Consider the following 17,807-nt stretch of genomic DNA (forward strand, 5'->3'; position numbering starts at 1 on the left):
ATGGCGTGTCGGTAGGCTGCCGGCATGCGCGGAGGCCGGGCTGCATCAACGCAGTCGATCCAGATCACGATATTGCCCACCAGCGCGGACACCGACCTGAACCTGCTGGACCGGATCACCGAGCTGGTCAACGAGGTCTACGCGGTGGCCGAGGCCGGATTGTGGGCGGACGGAGCCGCACGTACGACGGTGGACGAGGTCGCCGACCTGATCCGGGCCGGACAGATCGCGGTGGCCCGCCTGGACGGCCGGATCGTCGGCTGTGTGCGCGTTCAGCGCCTTGACCGGGACAAGGGCGAATTCGGAATGCTCGCCGCCGACCCCGGCCACCGCGGTGTCGGTATCGGCCGGGAACTGGTCCACTTCGCCGAGGAAAGGAGCCGGAAAGACGGGCTCATCACCATGCAACTCGAACTGCTGGTACCCCGGAATTGGACCCATCCGTCGAAAGAATTCCTGGCCGGCTGGTACAGCCGTATCGGTTATCGGCTGGTGCGCACCGGAACAATCGACGAAACCTATCCGGCGTTGGCTCCGCTGCTGGCGACGCCTTGCGACTTCACGATTTACCATAAAGACCTGAATGGCTGAACGCTGCCACATCGGGATGTCACGCGGGACGACCGGGCGGTGACCGGGGACGGCGCGCGTGCCGACGCATGAGGTACGCCAGGACGGCCGCGCCTGCGATCAGCGGGAGAGCCGGTGAGCCAGGTGGGCATCAGGCAGCGCGATACAGACAGGCCTTTCATGTCCGTGGCCGCACGACCGCCACGGGGCAGTGCGCGTGGTGGACGACTCCGTGCGCCACTGAACCGAGGTGTACGAGGCCGAGACGGGAGCGGCCGTGGGAACCGATCACAAGCAGGTCGGCGTGTTCGGAGGCGTCGACGAGAGCGGATGCGGGATGGCCGCGTACCGCTTTCTCGATGACCTCGACGTCCAGATATCGTTTGCGCCATGGTTCGAGTGTCTTTGTGAGGCTCCGCTGCGCGCTGCGTTCGATCGCCGTTTCATCGATCACGTAGTCGCCTGCGACCAGCGGTGTGGGTAAGTCCCACGCATAGACGATCGTCAGCCGGCCGGACCGTGTGCCGGCCGCGTCGAAAGCGTATTCCAGCGTCTCGACGGATACCTCGGGCAGATCGACGCCGACGGTGACGTCGCCGCCGGCCGCCGTATGGTCACCACGTACGATGACCACGGGTCCATGAGCGTGTCCGGCGACCCGCAGGCCCGTGGAGCCCAGCAGCAGGCTGGTGAATCCGCCCAGCCCCCGGTGGCCGAGCACGATCTCGAACGCGCGCCTGGACTGGTCACACAGCCCCGCCCCGCTCCCCTTCTCGATGAGCTCTGTCGTCACCTCTACCTCCGGCCGGCGTTCATGGGCCACGGTTTTGGCCTGCGCAAGGATCCTTAACCCCGCCTCGGTGAGGGACTCGCGCATCCCCGGCGGTGTGCCCAGTGGAGTGTCGAATACCCACTGTTCAATGGCGTGGACGATGCGCAATGGGCGCCGGCGACGGGCGGCGTCGTCCGCAGCCCACGCGACCGCCCGTTCGGCAGGCGCCGACCCGTCCGTGCCGACGACGATGGGAGCCGCGCTCGGATCTGACATGCTCTTCCTCCTTGTGTGACGTCGGCAGAGCCACTAGCGAAGGCCGATGCCATGGACCCGAGGTCGGTCATAGGACGAGCCTGGCCCGGAGGTTTCGGGCTGTCTGCTGGGCAAGGTCACCGGAAGACGGGACTTTCGGCCCGTATCCGGCTGCCATCGGACCCGATGCGCCGGCCCTCTGCGTTGCCGTGCGCACCGCCGCCGACGCGCTGTATGGACGAGCAGGCGGCCAGCGTCGCCGAGACGCACGCCGGGCTGGTCTTCTTCGTCGGAGACCGGGCGTACAAGCTGAAAAAGCCGGTGAACCTCGGCTTCCTCGACTTCTCCACCAGGGAGCGGTACTACGTCGCCTACCGGGCGTTCGTCCGCGTGAAAGTGGCCTGTCTGCGCTGGGAGCAGGGCGACACCGCGGCGGCGACCGAGGCCGGCCGGTACGCGGAGATCGCGCTGCGGCACCTCAACGCCGGCGCGGTGAGCCTCGTCCTCGTCGGTGGCCTGCCCGGTACCGGCAAGAGCGCGCTGAGCGAGGCTCTCGGCGACCGCCTTGGGTTCACGGTCCTGAGCAGCGACCGGGTGCGCAAGGAGCTCGCCGAGTTGCCCCCCGGCGTCGCCGCCGCCGCCCCCTACAGCACCGGAATCTACGACGACTCCTGGACCAAGCGGACCTACGCCGAGCTGCTCCGCCGCACCGAGCGGCTGCTGTCCTACGGCGAATCAGTGATCATCGACGCGTCGTGGACATCCGCCCGCTATCGGGCGGACGCTGCCAGGATCGCCGCCCACTCCGATCTGGTCTCTCTGATCTGCCGGACTCCCCTGGCTCACGAACGGCTGCGCACCCGCACGAGGGGCGTCTCCGACGCCGACCCGATGATCGCCGCCCGCATGGCCGAGGACGCCGATCCATGGCCGGACGCCATCGGAATCGACACCACCGGCCCGATCGATGACACGATCGAGCACGCCCTCAGCGCCGTCCGGCCGCACGGCGCCGACCACCCCTGGCGACGCAACCCACGGCTCTCCCCGGACTGAACGCACACCTCCCGCACCGGCCACCGCCTCTGGGAGTGCACGGCTATCTGGCGAATGCTCGGCGAGCCTGGCCGGAGGCGCGGCGACCGGAAGCGGCCTGCCGGCCGAAAGCGGTCACCGCTGAGATACGAATGGTCACCGAGCCGAGCCATTTCGCCGGGCCGGGAAATTAGCATGAGTCACCGGGGCTCCCAAAGGACTGATCGAGTATGCGGCTTGTGCACGGTGCTGGAACCGGGACCGTACCCCCCATCGTCGACAGTGCCCGCGCCGCCGCCACCGGGCGGGTCCGGCGGGCGACGCCGCGACCGGCCGACCGGCCACGCGGATGACCTCGGTGGTGTGGGGGCCGCGCTCCTCCACCAAACGCGACTCGTTCTGGCTGCTACCGCCGGTGCTGATCGGTGACCCGGTGCGGGTCCGCGCCTTCGACCGGATACCCGACCGCGGCTGGATCGACCCCGCGAGAGGCGTACCGCTGACCGTCGCCAACTTCCGGGACCGGGCCGAGGCGACCTTCGTACTGCCCAGCCCACCGCCCGCTGCCGTCGCCGTCGACATCGACCTGCGGCTGGAGGTCGACTCCGTTCGTGGCAGCGGCCTGCGGCTACGGCAGCTGTTCACGGTCGGTGCCACGGGGAGCCTGATGCCCTCCAGGTACGTCCGCCGCGACGTCACGGTCACCGTCGCACCCAACGCGGGCGTCACGATCGCCGACCGCCCGCCGGTGGAACTCGTCGGCAGGCACCCGCTGCTGACCGCGACCACGAACGAGATCCGGGTCGACGCGGAGTTCCTCGACGTCACCGAGCTGTGGTGGGAGTTGCGAGCCCGGCACCGTACCTCACCGCCGGCTCGACCTCGCGGTGACTGGTACGTCCACCCCGCGCTCGGCGGCCGGCCCGAGAGGTTGCGGATCCTCGCCGCCACGACGCCGGGCAAGGGGCCGATGCTCTGGATGACCTGGGCGTCGCGCGAGGCGGTGGCACCGGCCCAGAAGATCCAGCCGTTGATCTTTCTCATCGCGCCGGCGTGGCTGAACGGGGGCCTGGGGTTCAAACAGCAGTTGAGCGCGTCCGGGCTCACGGCCGCGGCCGCCGGCGGCGCACCGCTGCTCGCGGTCGGGCGCTTTCTGCTGTCGTCGGTGCCGTCGGCCCGGCTCGACGCGGTGCGCAAGGCGGCGCCGAGGCTCTCAGAGCAGGAACTGTGGCAGCTGGCGACGGACGTACTGCGCGCCACCGTGCCCGGCATGCCGGGCATGGCCAAGGGTGCCCTGTGGCCCGAGAAACTGCTCGAGACCGCCGCCGGCGGGGGTGCGACGGCACGGGCGGTGCTGCCCCTGCTGTCGGACATCGGGCACCGTCCGGCGGGGCACGAGGCCGCCGCCGACGACAGCGGCAAGCCGCTCCTGCTGGTGTATCCGGTCGGCGTCGACCCGTCGGAACCGTACGTGTCGGTCCAGCAGGCCGGGCTGGCCGAACGCATGAGCTCCCTGGTGGGCACCCTGTTCGGCGCGGGTGCTGTGGCGAGCGCGGCCACCGCCGCACCGGTCGCCGACGAGCTGATCCTGGCCGGCCACAGCAGCGGCAACATCGCCATGTGGGCGTCGCTGAGCAACAACGGGGCCGACATCGTCAAGTGCGTGGCGTTCGACGCCGCCGCCGAGGCGGTGCCCGAGTCGCACACCACCGAGATCGGAACCGGGGTGGCGCGGCGCAAGGGACGACCGGTCACCCTGGTCCTGGTGACGTCGCCGAACAGCTTCGGCTCCCAGAAGACGCTCACGGACCGGATGACCACGGTGGGGGCCGCGATGCGCGCCAACCCGGCCGCAAAGCTCGTCATGCTGCCCGCGAGACAGGACCAGGCGGAGTTCTGGGACCCGACGAAGGTCCGGCCCACCACGGCCCCGACGAAGAATCCGTTGCTGCGGTCGATGCTCGCGGGGTGGTCCGACGCCGAGGTCACCGGCGCGGCGCGCCAGCGCGGCTGGGGCTTCCTCTTCTTTCACGAGTTCGCGGCGTACGGCGGGCAGTCGCCCACCAGGACGTTCTTCCGGGAGGCACTCGACCTGTGAGGCCGGGGGCGGCGGCCGGGGTCAGGCCGCCGCGAAGCTCTCTTCGAACCAGCTGATGGTCCGGAGCAGGCCGTCCTGGCAGCTCACGCGAGGCCGCCAGCCGAGCAGACGGTCGGCGAGGGAGCCGTCCGCCCGGCGGAGGTCCGCGGGCACGAGTGTCATTTGCCTCGACAACTTCCTCACCGGCACTCCGGCAAACCTCGCCCATTCCCCTACCGGGTCATTCAGGGCATCCCTGGCAAGAGGTAATGGTCACACAGACGTACGTCACCGCTCGTCTGGTTTGTCGCCCCAATCGGCGGGCAAGCCGTTGCCAGCGGCCACAGAGCCCTCATCGGTAAGGAAACGAGAAGGGGAATATCGTGATCGGATTCATCGTCGCCGGCCTGATCATCGGGATTCTGGCGCGCCTGATCAAACCCGGCCGCCAGCACCTCGGGATCATCGCCACGCTGCTGCTGGGACTGGTGGGCTCGATCATCGGTGGGAGCATCGCGAGCATGCTGGGCACCGGCGACATCTTCGAGCTGAACGTGCTCGGCTTCATCGTCTCGGTGATCGCGGCGATCCTTCTGATCGGCGTTGCCGAAGGGCTCGCGGGCACGCGCGCCAAGCGATGACCTCGACCTGACGAAACGGGAGTCGCCGGCGATCTCGCCGCCTCGGGGTTCCGCGAACTCGCCGACTCCCTCGGATGCCGAACCGCATGATCGAGCCGACCGTACGGTCGCCGGTCACGTGGTGATGGCCTGAGCCAGCACCATGCCGCCGTAGGCGGCGCCGAGGCCACCGATGACGCTGCCCACGGCATTGAGCGCCGCGTGCAGGCGGGCATCGTCCTCGGCCAGCCGGAGCGTCTCGTAGCCGAAAGTGGAGTAGGTGGTGAGCGCCCCGCAGAATCCGGTACCGGCGAGCGCGATCATCCCGTCGCCGGCCGGCAACGCGATCAGGAAGCCCAGCAGCGCCGATCCGGTGACGTTGACGGTGAAGGTGCCCCAGGGGAACACGGAGTCGTGGCGGGCCTGCACCATCCGGTCGGCGAGGTATCGCAACGGAGCGCCCACGGCCGCGCCGAGGACGACGAGCAGGACGGTCACCGGGGCCGCTCCTCACGATGGCGCAGAAACCGGCGGGCCAGGTTGACGCCGGCGTACACCGCGAGCAGCGCGCCCCCCAGAGTGGCCGCCAGGTACGCCAGGCCGGTGGCGGGGGTGCCCCAGGCGATGGCCTGCTGGGTGTCGACGATGTAGGCCGAAAACGTGGTGAACCCGCCCAGTACCCCGACGCCCAGGAATGGCCGCACCAGCCGGTGCACCCGCCCCGCTTCGTTGATCGCCACCATGAGCACGCCGATGAGCAGGCACCCGGCCACGTTGATGACGAACGTCGCCCACGGGAATCCCCCGAGACGATGCGGGAAGGCCACCGTGAGCCCGTACCGGGCGAGGGTCCCGGCGACGCCACCGGCCGAGATGGCCGCCAGCACCGCCCACGGCGCGCGCCGAAGCTCGAAGCGCTGCTCGGGAACATGGAGATCCACGTCGGGATCTATCGGGTGACGAGTGATGTCATCGGACACGGGCTCTCCTACCGGCATGACGAAGTACCTGGTAGGGACCGTTGACGGAGCACGGCTCCGTGGGCATCCCCGCGATGGTGATCCGCACCGGCGGGGGCGGCGGGCCCCACCGCCGCGGCCCCGGGGTGCGGAGCCTCGATCCATGCTACTTCGGCCGCTCGGCGGTATTGCAGCGCGGCGGCAGCCGAAAAGCCTTGACTTTCACCTTGCGCGGAGACTACAAATTTCCACGTTTGCGCGATATCGGGGGGTATCTGGCGGTATGCGCCGGGGCGTCGCGCCCGCATGGCGAAAGGACCCTCATGAGGCTCACCCGCAAACCGGCCTGGCCGAAAGGGAGGGCGACCTGGCTCGCCCTTCCGCTGGCGCTGGTTCTGACCCCCGCGATGCTCGCCTCCAGCAGCGTGGCATCGCAGTCGAGCAATGTTCCGGCGGAGCGCCGGTCCACGTACGAGCAGAACGGCGTGGCGCTGATGCGGGTGATCGTGCCCGACCAGGCCGGGATCGACCGGTTGGAGCAGCTCGGGGTCGACCTGGCCGAGTACAGCCGGCCGGCCGACGGCGGCGTGGAGGTGCACGCCATCCTGAGCCCGCAGGAGTCCAAGGACCTGCGAGACAAGGGCGTCGACGTTCGTGACGCCATCGCCGACCAGACCGACGTGACGCAACTGCGGCAGGAGCGGAGCCAGAAGCTCAGCACGCTGGCGCAGCAGGCGCAGGGGGCCGACACGCTGACCCCGATGCGGGCCGAGTGGTTCACCAGCCTGCCCGACGACCAGAAGTTCCTCAGCGTCGAGGTGAAGACCAGCGACACCGCGGCGACCAACATCCTCACCGCCACGTGGGACAGCGGGCCGGGCACCGCACCCGGGTCGGGCGGAACCGCGACGATGTCACGGTTTACCGACGCGGGACAGTACATGTACCACCGGTTCAACACGCCGCTGCCGCTGACCTCGGCACCGAGCAAGCTCGAGATCACCAGCACCAGCGGCGGATCGATCACCGTCCCGGTGACCAAGTGGCTGGGCGAGCCGCGCAAGAAGCCGAGCCCCCACTACGTGTCCGACTTCGTCGACCACTACATGGACCCGACGGAGCTGTACCAGCGGATCGGGTCGCTGGCCAAGCAGTTCCCCAAGCTCACCCAACTGGTCGACCTGCCGAACAAGACCAACGGCTACCGGCGCGCCGCGCAGGCGCAGTTCGGCACCGCTGCGACGAGCACCCTGTACGTGAGCTCGAAGGCGTACGGCTCCGAGGGCGGCAATGGCATCTCGGTCGCGCTGACCGACCCCGGCACCGCCGGCGCGCCGCTCACCGTCGAGGTCAGCGGCAAGGCGGTCGTGGTCAAGCTGGCCACGAACTCCTCCGGAGCGGTCACGAGCACGGCCGCGCAGGTCGTGAGCGCGCTCAACGGGAACGCGGGAGCGGCCGGGCTGCTCAGCGCGAGCACGTACCGAGGCGACGCCGGTGCTGGCGTGGTCGCCGCGGCACCCGCGACCGCGCTGACCGACAGCCTCCAGGCCCCGGCGACCGTGGCGCGGCAGCCCTTCACGATGCAGGCGCTGCGCATCGGAAAGAATCGCGACGGCTCGAAGCCCGGCGTCTTCCTCTACTGCCAAGAGCACGCCCGCGAGTGGGTCACCCCGCTGACCTGCGTGGAGACCGCCGAGCGCCTGCTGCGCAACTACTCCCGTGATGCGACCACCCGCAAGCTCGTGGACGGCCTGGACATCTTCGTGCTGCCATCGGTCAACCCCGACGGCGGGCACTACAGCATGTACGACTTCAACATGCAGCGCAGGAACATGACCAACCACTGCGGCCCGGCCGACGCCGACCCCGCCCGCCGCAACTCGTGGGGCGTCGACCTGAACCGCAACTTCTCGGTGGGCTCGGCGTTCGACGGCTACACCGGGGCCTCCACGACCAACTGCCGCAGCGACACGTTCGCCGGCCCGAGCGAGCTCTCGGAGCCGGAGGCCAAGAACGAGGTCTGGATCACGCAGAAGTACCCCAACATCAAGTTCGCGATGAACACGCACTCCTACGGCGGCTACTTCATGTGGCCTCCGGGAGCGTACAAGTCCGCCGGCCGGGAGCTCCTGCCCTACGCCGACCTGGGCACCGAGACGTACTTCTGGGCCGCTTCCGACCACATCCTCAACGAGGTGCAGAAGTGGCGCGGCACGGCGATCTGGCCGGGGCGCACCGGCCCGGTGACCGACGTCCTCTACTCGGCGGCGGGCAACAGCGCGGATGAGCACTGGTACAGCCGCGGCATCATCGGCTGGGACTTCGAGGTCGGCGCGGACATCTACGACCCGGCGACCAAGCGGTTCAACGCCGTCGGTTTCCAGCCCGGCTTCGCCGAAGGTCACCAGGAGGCCATGGAGTTCGCCAACGGCCAGATCGGGATCCTCGAGGTCGCGCTGGCGTACTCCCAGGACAAGAAGACGCCGAAGTCCGAGCTGTCCGTCACCGCCCGGGACGCCGGCGCCACCAAGTTCACCATCACCGTGAACGAGCCGGCGACGGTCTACTACACCCTCGACGGCAGCCGGCCGACGCTGAGGTCGCCCAAGCTCAAGATGGCCGGGATGCGTGAGGGATCGGAGACGATCACCGTCGACCGTACGACCGAGGTGAAGTGGTTCTCGGTCGACATCGCGGGCAACGTCGAGAGCCGTTACAAGCCCGACGGCAGGGACAACGACTACCGCCGGGAGATCGTGCAAGTGCGCTGACGTAGTACGAGGTCCACATCGGTGGCCGCCGGTCCTCTCGGGCCGGCGGCCATCGCGCGTTCCGGCGCGCTCATGGCGCCCGAGAACGAGAACCGCGCCGGTTGGATATCGAGCCGACCAGGCGGTACGTCAACTAGATACTGAGTGTATAGACGCGAAGTATACGTTCAATGTAGGGTCTCGCCCATGAGTGTTCCCCTTACCCTGCTGGGCCTGCTCGAACGAGAGCCGAGCCATGGCTATGACCTCAAACGTGACTACGACGCCTTCTTCGGCCGCGGCAAGCCCCTCCCGTTCGGCCAGGTCTACGCCACCCTCGGCCGACTTGCCCGCGACGGAAAGGTGGTGGTGGGCGAGTCGGAGACCGGCGCGGGGCCCGAGCGCAAGCGCTACGTCATCACCGAGCAAGGGGCCACCGAGTTCGAGGCCTGGCTCGCCGAGCCGGTCGAAGCCCAACCGCACCTGCAGACGACACTGTTCGCCAAGGTGGTGCTGGCGCTGATGCTGGGGCGCGACGCGGAGCGCTACCTCGACGCCCAGCGTGCCGCGCATCTGCGGCGGATGCGCGAGCTGACCGAGATCAAGCGGACGGGTGGACTGGTCGACGCGCTCCTCGCCGACCACGGCCTGTTCCACCTCGAGTCGGATCTGCGGTGGATCGACCTGACCGCGGCCCGGCTCGACGCCCTGGCCGAGGCGGTGCGGTCATGAGCGGGCCGAACGTCCCCGCCGAAGCCGGTCCCCCGACCTCGCTGATCGAGGCACGTGACGTCGCCTTGTCCTTCGGTCGGACGCCCGCGCTCCGGGGGGCCCGCCTGTCGGTGGCCGCCGGCGAGATCCTGGCCATTATGGGCCCGAGCGGCTCCGGCAAGTCGACTCTGCTGCACTGCCTGGCCGGGATTCTGACACCGGACGCGGGCGAGATCTGGTTCGACGGCCGCCGGGTCGACACGATGGGCGAGACGGAACGCAGCACCCTGCGCCGGGACCGGTTCGGGTTCGTCTTCCAGTTCGGCCAGCTCGTCCCCGAGTTGACCGCCGAAGAGAACGTCGCGCTGCCGCTGCTGCTCGGCGGCAGCCGCCGTGCGGCGGCACTGAAGGAAGCCCGTACGTGGTTCGAGCGGCTCGGTCTGGACGGGCTGGAGGAGCGCCGGTCCGGAGAGCTGTCCGGGGGGCAGGCACAGCGGATCGCGCTCGCCCGCGGCCTGGTCGCGCACCCGGAGATCCTTTTTGCGGACGAGCCGACCGGGTCGCTCGACTCGCTCGCCGGAGAGCAGGTCATGGATCTGCTGGTCGCCGCCGCGCGCGAGCAAGGAACCACCGTCATCGTGGTCACCCATGAGCCCCGGGTGGCCGCCTACGCCGACCGCGAGGTCATCGTGCGCGACGGCAAGGTCAGCTCGTTCTCGGACGCCGGGGTGGGCGCGTGATCGACTTCGGCCTTCGCCTCACCCTGCGAGGCGGGAGGGAGGCGGCCGTCCGCCTCGTCGTCACCGCGGCCGCCGTGGCGCTGGGAGTCGGCCTGCTCCTGGTCACTCTGGCGGGCATCAACGGGGTCAACACGCAGAACGCCCGTTACGCATGGCTCAACTCGGGCGTTCCCGAGGCCATGGCGGCCGGTGCCGAGGCGTCGCCGGATCCGCTGTGGGGGACGCTCAGCGCCGACGTCCATGACGGTGCGAGGATCACCCGCGTCGACGTCGCCGCCACCGGACCCCGATCACCGGTTCCGCCGGGGATCCCGCGGCTGCCGGGCCCAGGACAGTACTATGCCTCGCCGGCTTTCGGCGCGCTGCTCCGGTCCGCGCCGGCCGCCGAACTCGGCGACCGCTACCCCGGCAGCCAGATCGGCACGATCGGCGCGCAGGCGCTCCCGGCCCCGGACTCTCTGATCATCATCGTCGGCCACTCCGCCGATGAGCTGTCGCGCGCACCCGGCGCGGCCCGGATCGCCGGCATCGCGACCAAGACGCCCGGCGAGTGTGCCCAGTGCCAAGTCGGCATCAACGCGAACGGCATGACCCTCGTCCTGTCCGTCACATCGGCCGCGCTGCTCTTCCCCGTGCTCATCTTCATCGGCACCGCGACACGGCTCGCCGCGGCTCGCCGAGAGCAGCGCTTCGCCGCCATGCGCCTGGTCGGTGCGACGCCCCGGCAGGTCTCGGTGGTCTCGGCCGTCGAGTCGACCGTGGCCGCCCTGGCGGGTACCGCCGTCGGGTTCGGCCTGTTCTTCCTGCTCCGGGTGCCGCTGGCGGCGGTCCCCTTCACCGGTGAGCGCTTCTACCCGAGCGACCTGTCGCTCGGACCGGTCGAGGTCCTGCTCGTCGCCATCGGCGTCCCGCTCGCGGCGGCCGTCGCGGCCCGGATCGCGCTGCGACGCGTGCGCATCTCCCCGCTCGGCGTGAGCCGGCGCGTCACTCCGCGTGCGCCCCGGGCCTACCGGCTGATCCCGCTCGTCGCCGGCATCGGCGAGCTCACCTATTTCGTCGGCAGGAGACCCGACACCACCAACGGCCAGACCTTGGCGTACCTCACCGGAATCCTCCTGATGATGGCGGGCCTGATCATCGCCGGACCGTGGCTGACCATGGTGGGCGCCCGGGCCATGGCCCGGCGTAGCAACCGTGCCGCGACGCTCATCGCCGCGCGGCGGCTGTCGGACGATCCGAAAGCCGGCTTCCGCGCCATCAGCGGGCTCGTCCTCGCCCTCTTCGTGACCAGTACGGCCATCGGGGTGATGACCACGTTCGTCGCCGAACGCGGTGTCTCGAGTGACAGTACGGTGGCCAGGACCACACTGGTGGCCGACTTCTCCCAGGGCTGGGCCGATGTCCCGGGTGTGCCCAAGGCCTCGATCGCCTCGATCCCGGACTCCGCCCTTGTCCGGCTACGCTCGATCGAAGGGGTCCGCAGTGTCACGGAGGTCCACACGAATCCGCTCGGCACGACGTTCTCGCTCGGCGGCCCCCGGCCGGTCGTGGCCGGGCTGGTGTCGTGCCGGCAGTTCGCGGGGTTGTCGGGTATCGGCCGCTGCGCCGACGGGGCCGAGGTGGCGTCGATCCCGCCGAGCTTCGTTTCCGGCTTGAGGGTCAATCCCTCCTGGAGCACCGCGACCTGGCCCGCTGCGGCCATCTCTGCCGAACGGCTCCAGAGCCTGCCGGTCCAGGAGATCGTCGTGGGCACGGACGGGTCGAAGTCGACGATCGAGCAGGTGCGAACCGCTCTCACGGTCGCCTTTCCCGGTCAGGAACCGCCCGTCACCGCCGCTGAGGGGCATGCGAGCTCGGATACCGAGAGGTTGTTCGACGCGTACCGGCAACTGGTCAACGTCGTGATCCTCGTCAGCCTGTTCATCGCCGGCTGCAGCCTGGCGGTGAGCGTGGTCGCCAGCCTGAACGACCGCAAGCGTCCCTTCAGCCTGTTGCGATTGACCGGCACTCACCTCGGCATGATGCGCCGCATCGTCGCCCTGGAGAGCGCGGCCCCGCTGCTCGTCAACGCCGTGGTGGCGATGGCGGCCGGGTTCCTCGCGGCCCAGCTCTTCCTGGAGTCACAGCTGGACTACTCACTTCGAGCACCGGGAGCCGAGTACTACATCACGGTGTTCGCCGGGCTCGCCGTCTCGCTCGGGGTCATCGTCTCCACCCTCCCGCTACTTAATCGGATCACCGGGCCCGAAACCGCCAGAAACGAATGACCGGAGGGGCCGCCGTTAGACGCCGTCGAAGTAGGTCCACGCCCCGCTCAGGTCACCGTCCCGGAGCGCCGTCACCGGGATCATGAAATGCAGCCACCCGCCCTCACTCCAGTTCCACAGCTCGTTGCTCGAAAGCTGGAGCAGGTGCCGGGACTCGGCCCGCTCCCCTTTCGCCGGCGACGGCCCGTTGGACAGCATGTTCGGCCAGCCGAAGGCCTGACCGGCCAGGAGCGTTCCCTCGATCGCGGAGTGCTCCTGCCAGACCGACCCGAACCGGTCCTGGATGAGCATGTTCGGGACATCCTCGTAGAGGGTGCCCGCGTGGTCGGGGCCGGGGTCGAGACGGCTGATGACGTCGTCCCAGGGATCCGGGAGGGTGACCATCGGTTCGGCGTACATCGGCACCGAGTCGAAGACCGCGGCCCCGGCCGGTGCCGGCACTTCGACGGCGCGCGCCGGGGCCGCCGCGAGCACTCCGCACAGGCGAGGGTCGTCGAGGTCGACCCTTCCGAAGACCTCCCAGGCGTCACCTGCCTCCGGATAGAGAAAGAAGAGGTTCAGCAGGCCGACCCCGCCGTGCGGCTCTTCGCCGAGCCACGGGCCGAGCGCCTCCATGTCGAGGACGGCGAACAGGCTCAGCGGAACGCCTTCGCACTCCGGCCACGCGGTGCCCGGCTCGAGCAGGGCGGGGCCGCCGAACCGGGAGCGGCCCGCAGCGGACTCTCCCTCGCCCACGGCGTCGACCATGAAGCCCGGCTTCGCCAGCACGGCGAGCTGGGACCCCACGTGCTCGCCCAGATGCTCGACACAGAGTTCCCGTACCACTGCGAGTTCCGCTTGATAGTCCATACGCCTCATCCCAGCATGACCGCGACCGTCGGTGGCGGTGAGAACCCGATCAACGGCTCGTTAGATTTCGATTAGATACCGACGTTTCCGCAGCTCAACGACCATCTCACGACGATCGCCCCATTAGCTTGGGTTCATGGAGACGCCGAAGACGGGCGGGCCGGCCGACGCGGAGCGGTCGGCCCGGGTGCTGGTGGTCGATGACGAGCCGGCGGTACGGGAGGCCCTGACCAGCAGTCTGGTCTTCGAGGGTTACGAGGTCGTGACGGCCGGCGACGGGGAGTCCGCGCTGGAGCGGGTCGAGGCCGACCGGCCGGACGTCGTCGTCCTCGATGTCCTGATGCCCAGAGTGGACGGGCTCACCGCCTGCCGCCGGCTTCGCGCACAGGGGTCGACCGTGCCCGTGCTGATGCTCACCGCCCGCGACATGGTGGGCGACCGCGTCACGGGGCTGGACGCGGGGGCCGACGACTATCTGGTCAAGCCGTTCGAGCTGGACGAGCTGCTGGCCCGCATGCGGGCGCTGCTGCGGCGCAGCGCGCTCACGGCGGGCCCCTCCGCCGACCCGGTCGAGGGGCAGGTGCTGGACTTCGCTGATCTGCGGATGAACACGCTCACCCGGGAGGTCACCCGGGCCGGCCGACCGGTCGGGCTCACCCGCACCGAGTACACCCTGTTGGAGATGCTGCTGCTGCACCCGCGGCAGGTGCTGACCAGGGAGCAGATCCTCGAGACCGTGTGGGGCTTCACGTTCGAGCCCGCCTCCAACTCCCTCGACGTGTACGTCATGTACCTGCGCCGGAAGACCGAGGCGGGCGGGCTGCCCCGGCTGATCCAGACCGTACGCGGCATCGGCTACGTCCTCCGCGAGGCGGCCGGACCGTGATCCGGCGGCTGACGCTACGGAGCCGGCTGACCATACTGACCGCCACGGCCGTCGCCGTCGCCGTCGCGGCCTGCGCCGGCGCCAGCTGGCTGCTCACCCGCAACGAGCTCTACCGGCAGATCGACCGGTCGCTGACCGAGATCCCGTTCGGGCGCCGCGAGCCGGCCGGATCCCCGCCCCGCCCGGACGGGAGCCTGCAGAACACTCTGCGGAACTGCAGTTCGGAACCGGCGGACCCCGTCCTGAGCCCGTTGCGCTTCACCGCGCAGGTGATCAAGCCGGATGGTACGTCCTGTGTCATGCCGGGCTCACCGCACGCGCTCGTCATCACCGACCACGACCGCGAGGTCGCGCGCGGCCTGCATGACGACGTGTTCCGCGACGGGGCCACGACCGACGGCATCCCCATGCGGGTGCTGACGCGCCCGATGCCGGACGGCACCACGGTCTCCATCGCGCTTCCGTTGAAGGAGGTCCAGAGATCACTCCGGAACCTCGCCCTCCTGCTCATCCCCGTCTCGTTGTTCGGGGTGCTCGGCGCCGCGTCGGCGGGGCTGCTCATCGCCAGGGCGGCGTTGCGGCCGGTGGACGAGTTGACAGGGGTGGTCGTGCACATCGCCCGTACCGAGGATCTCGACACCGTCATCCCGGTCTCCGGCAACGACGAGATCGCGCGGCTCGGCGGCTCGTTCAACACGATGACCCGGGCCCTCGCCGCCTCGCGGGACCGGCAGCGGGCGCTCATCGCCGACGCCGGCCACGAACTGCGCACACCGCTGACCAGCCTGCGCACCAACATCGATCTGCTGCTGCGCAGCGAGTCGACCGGCCGCGACCTGCCCGCCGAGACCAAGCACCGGCTACTGGTGAGCGTGAAGGCACAGCTCCATGAACTGTCCAGCCTGGTCGGCGATCTGCTCGAGCTCGCCCGGCCGGACCGCGGTGAGAGGGCGACCGAGGTCGTCGCCCTGCACCACGTGGTGGACCGTGCGGTCGGACGGGCCCGCCTGCGCGGTCTCGGCCTGCGCCTCGACGCCGCGGTGGAGCCATGGCACGTACACGGCGACGCGGGACAACTCGAGCGCGCCGTGATGAACCTGCTCGACAACGCGGTGAAGTTCAGCCCGCTAGGCGGCACCGTGGACGTGCGCCTGCGCGGGGGCGAGCTGACTGTACGAGATCAGGGTCCAGGCATCCCGGCCGAGGATCTGCCGCACGTCTTCGACCGGTTCTGGCGGTCACCGTCCGCACGCAGCCTGCCGGGTTCGGGGCTCGGACTGTCCATCGTCGCCCTCGTGGTCCGCGAAAGCGGGGGGAATGTCTCACTGGGGCCGGCCCCGGGCGGAGGCACCCTCGCCCGCGTACGGCTGCCCGGCGTGAGCGACGAAGTCCTCGCCTCCTCCTGACCGGTACGTCGGAGTCGCGTTCCCGCATCGAGTCGGATGCCCGACATGCATCGGGGGCCTGAGGCGTCTTCCACCCCAAGCCCCCGAACCGTCAAGTCCCCAAGCCCGTCAAGTCCCCGGCCCCGTCAACTCGCCGGGAATCACTGGCCGCCGCCGCCTCCACCGGCCGGGCCGCCCTGTGGCCTGAGCGAGGCGCACGCCTGGACCGCCTGGCGCTGTCCGTCCGACATCGACGGCCGGTCACTCGGCCGACCGCTCGGCCGACCGCTCGGCCGGCCGGAGGGCCGAGCGGTCGGCGTCCGTCCTTGACCGCCCGGACCGCCCGGACCGCCGGCCCGCGGCGTGACCCCGTGTTCCTGCAAGCACTGCTGGAAGGCATCGTTCGAGCCGCCACCTCCTTCATTGGATGCCCCGGTGGGGGCGACGCCGCCACCCGTACCGCTGTCGCCGCTCCCGCCTCCGCACGCGGCGGTGAACAGCAAGGCACCGGCGATGGCCATCGCACCGAGCAGGCGAGTCGATTTCGCCATGGCACTCATCACTTCTCCCTCAATGACATGGGGCATGGCTCGCTCATTCATGCCGGAGCGCCTCGATGGGACGCAGCTTGGCGGCACGGTTGGCGGGATAGCTGCCGAAGAACAGCCCGATCGCCACGGACACACCCAGTGCGAGCACGATCGACGACGGCACGATCACCGGCTTGACCCCGACGATGTTGAACATCGTGCCGATCAGTCCGGCCGCCACACCGAGGATGCCGCCGATCAGGCTCAGCATGGTCGCCTCGGCGACGAACTGACCGAGGATCGCCCCCTTGGGCGCGCCGATGGCCTTACGGATGCCGATCTCCCGGGTCCGTTCGGTGACCGTCACCAGCATGATGTTGGTGATGCCGATACCGCCCACCAGCAGGCTGATCGCCGCGACCGCGCCGAGCAGCACCGTGAAGGTCCGGTTCGACTCACTGACCGCCGACTGAATGCTGGCCTGGTTCATCACCTGGAAATCCGGTGCGGCCGAGCCGGTGATGTCGTGCCGCTGCCCGAGGACCCGGGTCACCTCGCTCTGCGCGGCGTCGACCACTTCGGAGGTCTTGGCCTCGACCACGATCTGATCCAGTCCGCCGTACCCGGTCAGCGTCTCCTGTACGGCGGAGAGCGGCGCGATCGCGATGCTGTCCGCATCCTGGAAACTGCTGGAGTCGGAGCCCGATTCCGTCAGCACCCCCGCGACGGTGAACTTGATGCCCCCGACACTGATCTGCCTGCCCACCGCGTCCACCCGGCCGAAGAGGGCGTCGGCGACGCTGCTGCCGATCACCAGCGTCTTGCGCCCTTCGGTCACGTCGTCGGTGGTGAACCGCGAACCACTCGCCACCACCTTGTTGGCGGCCTCGAAGTAGGTCGGGTACGTGCCGATGAACTGGTTGATCGTGGTGCTGCTCCCCGCGTACGTCGCCGTCGCGGCCTGAGACCTCGCCACCGGTGAAGCGCTCTTCACCGAGGGAGTGTTCGTGGGGTCGACCAGGGCCTTGGCGTCGGCGACCGTGAGGTCGTGCGCCTGGGTGCGCGGACCGGTGCCGGTGGACTGTTGCTGCCCACCGGCCGCCCGCCCGCCGAAGCCGCCACCACCGCCGCCGAAGCCGCCGAAGCCGCCGGCTCCGCCGCCGCCCGTGGTCGATTTGGTGATGGTCAGCGAGTTCGCGCCGAGCCGCTGGATGCTCTGTTGGATTTGCAGCGACGAACCGTTGCCGACGGCGACCAGCAAGATCACCGCGCCGACGCCGATCAGGATGCCGAGCGTCGTGAGGCCACTGCGCATCTTGTTCGCCGACAACCCGCGCAGGGCGAACCGCAGGATCTCTACTGCGCCCATGGCCGCCTCCTCGGTCCGGGCACCGTGCCGAT

Annotated in this window: 16 protein-coding genes; 10 read left to right on the plus strand and 6 right to left on the minus strand. The window is 69.7% G+C overall.

Annotation, left to right across the window (positions count from 1 at the left end):
• Positions 1-24: 24 nt before the first annotated feature.
• Positions 25-591, plus strand: coding sequence for a GNAT family N-acetyltransferase (locus HKK74_RS12945; RefSeq protein ID WP_187243422.1), 567 nt, complete (start codon positions 25-27; stop codon positions 589-591).
• A gap of 157 nt (positions 592-748) precedes the next feature.
• Here HKK74_RS12945 and HKK74_RS12950 read toward each other — a convergent pair whose 3' ends face one another.
• A complete protein-coding gene (locus tag HKK74_RS12950; RefSeq protein WP_187243423.1) occupies positions 749-1,618 on the minus strand; it encodes a universal stress protein in 870 nt (289 codons plus the stop codon).
• 213 nt (positions 1,619-1,831) lie between these two features.
• Between HKK74_RS12950 and HKK74_RS12955 the strand changes: the two genes are divergently transcribed.
• Entirely contained in the window at positions 1,832-2,653 is an 822-nt protein-coding gene (locus tag HKK74_RS12955) for a P-loop nucleotide/nucleoside kinase family protein (protein ID WP_187243424.1), read from the plus strand.
• Positions 2,654-2,981: 328 nt separating this feature from the next.
• Positions 2,982-4,730 (plus strand): hypothetical protein, encoded by a 1,749-nt coding sequence (locus HKK74_RS12960; protein ID WP_187243425.1) that lies wholly within the window; start codon positions 2,982-2,984, stop codon positions 4,728-4,730.
• A 21-nt stretch (positions 4,731-4,751) separates the two neighbouring features.
• On the opposite strand, the gene HKK74_RS12965 is transcribed toward HKK74_RS12960, so the two are convergent.
• Entirely contained in the window at positions 4,752-4,892 is a 141-nt protein-coding gene (locus HKK74_RS12965) for a hypothetical protein (protein ID WP_187243426.1), read from the minus strand.
• Between the two features lie 200 nt (positions 4,893-5,092).
• Between HKK74_RS12965 and HKK74_RS12970 the strand changes: the two genes are divergently transcribed.
• Positions 5,093-5,350 carry a GlsB/YeaQ/YmgE family stress response membrane protein gene (locus HKK74_RS12970; protein ID WP_187243427.1) on the plus strand — a complete coding sequence of 86 codons (258 nt, stop codon included), beginning with the start codon at positions 5,093-5,095 and terminating at the stop codon, positions 5,348-5,350.
• 114 nt (positions 5,351-5,464) lie between these two features.
• Here the strand turns inward: HKK74_RS12970 and crcB are convergent, their stop codons facing one another.
• Both crcB and HKK74_RS12980 read right to left on the minus strand, forming a co-directional pair.
• Positions 5,465-5,827 carry a fluoride efflux transporter CrcB gene (crcB, locus tag HKK74_RS12975; protein WP_187243428.1) on the minus strand — a complete coding sequence of 121 codons (363 nt, stop codon included), beginning with the start codon at positions 5,825-5,827 and terminating at the stop codon, positions 5,465-5,467.
• A complete protein-coding gene (locus HKK74_RS12980) occupies positions 5,824-6,309 on the minus strand; it encodes a fluoride efflux transporter FluC (protein ID WP_312881454.1) in 486 nt (161 codons plus the stop codon). The genes crcB and HKK74_RS12980 overlap by 4 nt, the downstream gene beginning before the upstream one ends.
• Positions 6,310-6,611: 302 nt before the next feature.
• Between HKK74_RS12980 and HKK74_RS12985 the strand changes: the two genes are divergently transcribed.
• The 4 genes from HKK74_RS12985 (at position 6,612) to HKK74_RS13000 (ending at position 12,756) form a co-directional block, all read left to right on the plus strand.
• Positions 6,612-9,059: a M14 family metallopeptidase gene (locus tag HKK74_RS12985; protein WP_187243430.1), complete on the plus strand. Its 2,448-nt coding sequence runs from the start codon at positions 6,612-6,614 to the stop codon at positions 9,057-9,059.
• A gap of 186 nt (positions 9,060-9,245) precedes the next feature.
• Entirely contained in the window at positions 9,246-9,770 is a 525-nt protein-coding gene (locus tag HKK74_RS12990) for a PadR family transcriptional regulator (protein ID WP_187243431.1), read from the plus strand.
• Positions 9,767-10,489, plus strand: coding sequence for an ABC transporter ATP-binding protein (locus HKK74_RS12995; RefSeq protein ID WP_187243432.1), 723 nt, complete (start codon positions 9,767-9,769; stop codon positions 10,487-10,489). Before HKK74_RS12990 ends, HKK74_RS12995 begins: the two co-directional genes overlap by 4 nt.
• Positions 10,486-12,756 carry an FtsX-like permease family protein gene (locus HKK74_RS13000; protein ID WP_187243433.1) on the plus strand — a complete coding sequence of 757 codons (2,271 nt, stop codon included), beginning with the start codon at positions 10,486-10,488 and terminating at the stop codon, positions 12,754-12,756. Before HKK74_RS12995 ends, HKK74_RS13000 begins: the two co-directional genes overlap by 4 nt.
• A gap of 15 nt (positions 12,757-12,771) precedes the next feature.
• Here the strand turns inward: HKK74_RS13000 and HKK74_RS13005 are convergent, their stop codons facing one another.
• Positions 12,772-13,605: a DUF1963 domain-containing protein gene (locus tag HKK74_RS13005; protein WP_187243434.1), complete on the minus strand. Its 834-nt coding sequence runs from the start codon at positions 13,603-13,605 to the stop codon at positions 12,772-12,774.
• A gap of 136 nt (positions 13,606-13,741) precedes the next feature.
• Here HKK74_RS13005 and HKK74_RS13010 point away from each other — a divergent pair, with 136 nt between their 5' ends.
• Positions 13,742-14,491 (plus strand): response regulator transcription factor, encoded by a 750-nt coding sequence (locus HKK74_RS13010; RefSeq protein ID WP_187243435.1) that lies wholly within the window; start codon positions 13,742-13,744, stop codon positions 14,489-14,491.
• Positions 14,488-15,897, plus strand: a complete 1,410-nt coding sequence (locus tag HKK74_RS13015) for a sensor histidine kinase (protein WP_312881456.1) — start codon at positions 14,488-14,490, stop codon at positions 15,895-15,897. Before HKK74_RS13010 ends, HKK74_RS13015 begins: the two co-directional genes overlap by 4 nt.
• A 573-nt stretch (positions 15,898-16,470) precedes the next feature.
• On the opposite strand, the gene HKK74_RS13020 is transcribed toward HKK74_RS13015, so the two are convergent.
• The gene (locus HKK74_RS13020) at positions 16,471-17,775 is read right to left on the minus strand and encodes an ABC transporter permease (protein WP_187243436.1); all 1,305 of its coding nucleotides are present in this window, start codon (positions 17,773-17,775) and stop codon (positions 16,471-16,473) included.
• Between the last annotated feature and the right edge of the window lie 32 nt (positions 17,776-17,807).

The organism is Actinomadura alba (assembly GCF_014323705.1).
GTDB lineage: Bacteria > Actinomycetota > Actinomycetes > Streptosporangiales > Streptosporangiaceae > Actinomadura_C > Actinomadura_C alba.

Excerpts from the sequence above, each read along its gene's own strand:
- HKK74_RS13010 (WP_187243435.1), top strand. The coding sequence starts at position 13,742 with ATGGAGACGCCGAAGACGGGCGGGCCGGCCGACGCGGAGCGGTCGGCC.
- HKK74_RS13020 (WP_187243436.1), bottom strand. The coding sequence starts at position 17,775 with ATGGGCGCAGTAGAGATCCTGCGGTTCGCCCTGCGCGGGTTGTCGGCG.
- HKK74_RS12945 (WP_187243422.1), top strand. The coding sequence starts at position 25 with ATGCGCGGAGGCCGGGCTGCATCAACGCAGTCGATCCAGATCACGATA.
- HKK74_RS12995 (WP_187243432.1), top strand. The coding sequence starts at position 9,767 with ATGAGCGGGCCGAACGTCCCCGCCGAAGCCGGTCCCCCGACCTCGCTG.
- HKK74_RS12985 (WP_187243430.1), top strand. The coding sequence starts at position 6,612 with ATGAGGCTCACCCGCAAACCGGCCTGGCCGAAAGGGAGGGCGACCTGG.
- HKK74_RS13005 (WP_187243434.1), bottom strand. The coding sequence starts at position 13,605 with ATGGACTATCAAGCGGAACTCGCAGTGGTACGGGAACTCTGTGTCGAG.
- HKK74_RS12955 (WP_187243424.1), top strand. The coding sequence starts at position 1,832 with ATGGACGAGCAGGCGGCCAGCGTCGCCGAGACGCACGCCGGGCTGGTC.
- HKK74_RS12950 (WP_187243423.1), bottom strand. The coding sequence starts at position 1,618 with ATGTCAGATCCGAGCGCGGCTCCCATCGTCGTCGGCACGGACGGGTCG.
- HKK74_RS12990 (WP_187243431.1), top strand. The coding sequence starts at position 9,246 with ATGAGTGTTCCCCTTACCCTGCTGGGCCTGCTCGAACGAGAGCCGAGC.
- HKK74_RS12965 (WP_187243426.1), bottom strand. The coding sequence starts at position 4,892 with ATGACACTCGTGCCCGCGGACCTCCGCCGGGCGGACGGCTCCCTCGCC.
- HKK74_RS12960 (WP_187243425.1), top strand. The coding sequence starts at position 2,982 with ATGACCTCGGTGGTGTGGGGGCCGCGCTCCTCCACCAAACGCGACTCG.